This is a genomic window from Acidovorax sp. HMWF018 (genome assembly GCF_003061035.1).
Classification (GTDB): Bacteria; Pseudomonadota; Gammaproteobacteria; order Burkholderiales; family Burkholderiaceae_C; genus Acidovorax; species Acidovorax delafieldii.
The window spans coordinates 1-2,667 of sequence record NZ_QAIM01000224.1 but is presented as its reverse complement, the minus strand read 5'-3'; the positions used below and the strand labels follow the sequence as shown (position 1 = coordinate 2,667).

Below are 2,667 nucleotides of genomic sequence, written 5' to 3'. Positions count from 1 at the left end.
CACTGCCCGTGATCCTGCTGACCGCACACGGCACCATTCCCGATGCGGTGGAGGCCACGTCGCGCGGGGTGTTCACCTACCTCACCAAGCCCTACGACGGCAAGGAGCTGCTGGAGAAGATTGCGCAGGCGCTGGCGCTCAGCGCCCCTGCCGTTGCGCAGCCGCATGCCGACGAGGACTGGCGGACCGAGATCGTGAGCCGGTCGCACCGCATGACGGACCTGTTGTCCGAGGCATACATGGTCGCTCAGTCCGACGCCAGCGTGCTGCTGCGCGGCGACAGCGGCTCGGGCAAGGAGTTGCTGGCGCGCGCCATCCACCGTGCCAGCCCGCGTGCGGCCCGCCCGTTTGTGGCCGTCAACTGTGGCGCCATCCCCGAGGCGCTGCTGGAGTCCGAGCTATTCGGCCACGTCAAAGGCGCCTTCACCGATGCGGTGAGCAACCACAAGGGGCTGTTCCAGGCGGCGGATGGCGGCACCCTGCTGCTGGACGAGATTGGCGACATGCCCCCGGCCCTGCAGGTCAAGCTGCTGCGGGTGTTGCAGGAGCGCGCCGTGCGCCCCGTGGGCGCCAGCCAGGCCACGCCCATCGACGTGCGCATCATCTCGGCCACGCACCGGGACCTGGAGGCCGCCATGGCGAGCGCGCAGTTCCGCGAGGACCTGTATTACCGGCTGAACGTGGTGTCGCTGGTGCTGCCCACCCTGGCCGAGCGGCGCGAGGACATTGCGCTGCTGGCCAATCACTTTCTGGACCGCCTGTCCCGCAAATACGACAAGCGCCTGTCCGGCTTTGCGCCTGAGGCGCTCAAGGCACTGACCACCGCCGCCTGGCCAGGCAACGTGCGCCAGCTCTACAACGTGGTCGAGCAGGTGTGCGCCCTGTCCACCACCCCCCTGGTGCCGCTGACACTGGTGCAGCGCGCGCTGCGCACCCCGTCCACCCAGGTGCTGAGCTTTGCCGAAGCCCGCCAGCGTTTCGAGCGCGAGTACCTGGTGGGCCTGCTCAAGATGACCGACGGCAACGTGGCCGATGCGGCGCGGCTGGCGCAACGCAACCGCACCGAGTTCTACCGCCTGCTGCAAAAGCACGCGCTGACGCCTGGACAGTTCAAGCAGGATGCAGGCGATGCGGACGATGTCGTGGATGAGCGACACGAGTAAGTCATTGATTTACAGGGTATTTTGATCAAAGCACCCACCCCTTGTCGCCATCCGGCGACAAAAAGCGGGGACTGACCGGCGCCCACAGGCCATTGCACAACTGCTTACACGCAGAGCCCTCTCCAAACCATTGATTTCAAAGCCTTTTTCGCAGCTGGCACAGGGTTTGCCCTATGCCTGCCATGCACGCAGTTTTTCCCTCCTTTTTTCGCCAGATCGGCAGGCGCGCAGGGCCCGCAATAGCCCTGGCCACCGCCCTGATGGCCGGGGGCGCGCACGCACAGGGCTTTGACTTCGAGAGCGTGACCCGCCTCGCCCGCGACCGCGCCAGCCAACCCTACCGACCCGTGAGCGACAAGCTCCCGGCCGACCTCGCACAGCTCAACTACGACCAGGTGCGCGACATCCGCTGGCGCCCCGATCGCGCCCTGTGGCGGGCCGACAAGCTGCCCTACGAGGCCATGTTCTTCCATCTGGGGCTGTACCAGAAAGAGCCGGTACTGATCAACGAGGTGACGCCGCAGGGCGTGCGCCACATCCCCTACAGCCGCGCGGACTTTGACTACGGCAAGAACCAGCTGCGGCCCGAGGCTTGGGGCGACCTGGGCTTTGCAGGCTTTCGGCTGCACAACCACCTGAACTCCAGTGCCTACAAGGACGAGCTGGTGGTCTTCCAGGGCGCCAGCTACTTCCGCGCTCTGGGCAAAGGCCAGCAGTACGGCCTGTCGGCGCGCGGGCTGGCCATCGACACCGTGGGCGGCCGGGGCGAGGAGTTCCCCCGCTTCACCGAGTTCTGGCTGGTGCGGCCCGACCCGCTGTCCACCCAGGTCACGGTGTACGCACTGCTCGACTCGCCACGCGCCACGGGCGCCTACCGTTTCGACATCCAGCCCGGCGCGCAGACCACCACCACGGTGCGCAGCCGCATTTTTGTGCGCGCCGCCTCCGGCAACCCATCCATCGCCACACTGGGCGTTGCGCCGCTGACCAGCATGTTCTTCTTCGGCGAGAACCAGCCACGCAAGGAAGACTTCCGCCCCGAAGTGCATGACTCCGACGGACTCATGGTGGCTACGGGCGAAGGCGAATGGCTGTGGCGCCCGCTGCAGAACCCCCGGCAAACGCTGGTCACCTCGTTCGCCACCAGGAACCCCAAGGGCTTTGGACTGATGCAGCGCGACCGCCAGTGGAGCAGCTACGAGGATGTGGAAGCCCGCTACGAACGCCGCCCCAGCGCCTGGGTGCGCCCGCTGCATGACTGGGGGGCCGGCCGCGTGGAGCTGGTGCAGCTGAACACCCCGGACGAAACCCACGACAACGTCGTCGCGTATTGGGTGCCCGCCCAGATGCCAGCCCCCGGCCAGCCGCTGGAATTTGCCTATGAACTGAGCTGGCAGGGCGATGAGCAGCAGCGCCCACCCAGCGCCTGGGCCACCCAATCGCGCCGCGGCATGGGCTACACCAAGTTGTCGGCCCAGGAACTGCGCCAGCAGGTGCAGTACGT

Annotated in this window: 2 protein-coding genes; both read left to right on the top strand. The window is 67.0% G+C overall.

What is annotated here, in order from left to right; all coding sequences use genetic code 11:
* On the top strand, positions 1-1,163 hold a 1,163-nt coding region (locus tag DBR23_RS07940), incomplete at its 5' end, for a sigma 54-interacting transcriptional regulator (protein ID WP_108497867.1).
* Positions 1,164-1,345: 182 nt separating this feature from the next.
* Positions 1,346-2,667: glucan biosynthesis protein G (locus tag DBR23_RS07935; RefSeq protein ID WP_233250329.1), on the top strand; the 1,322-nt coding region annotated here is incomplete at its 3' end.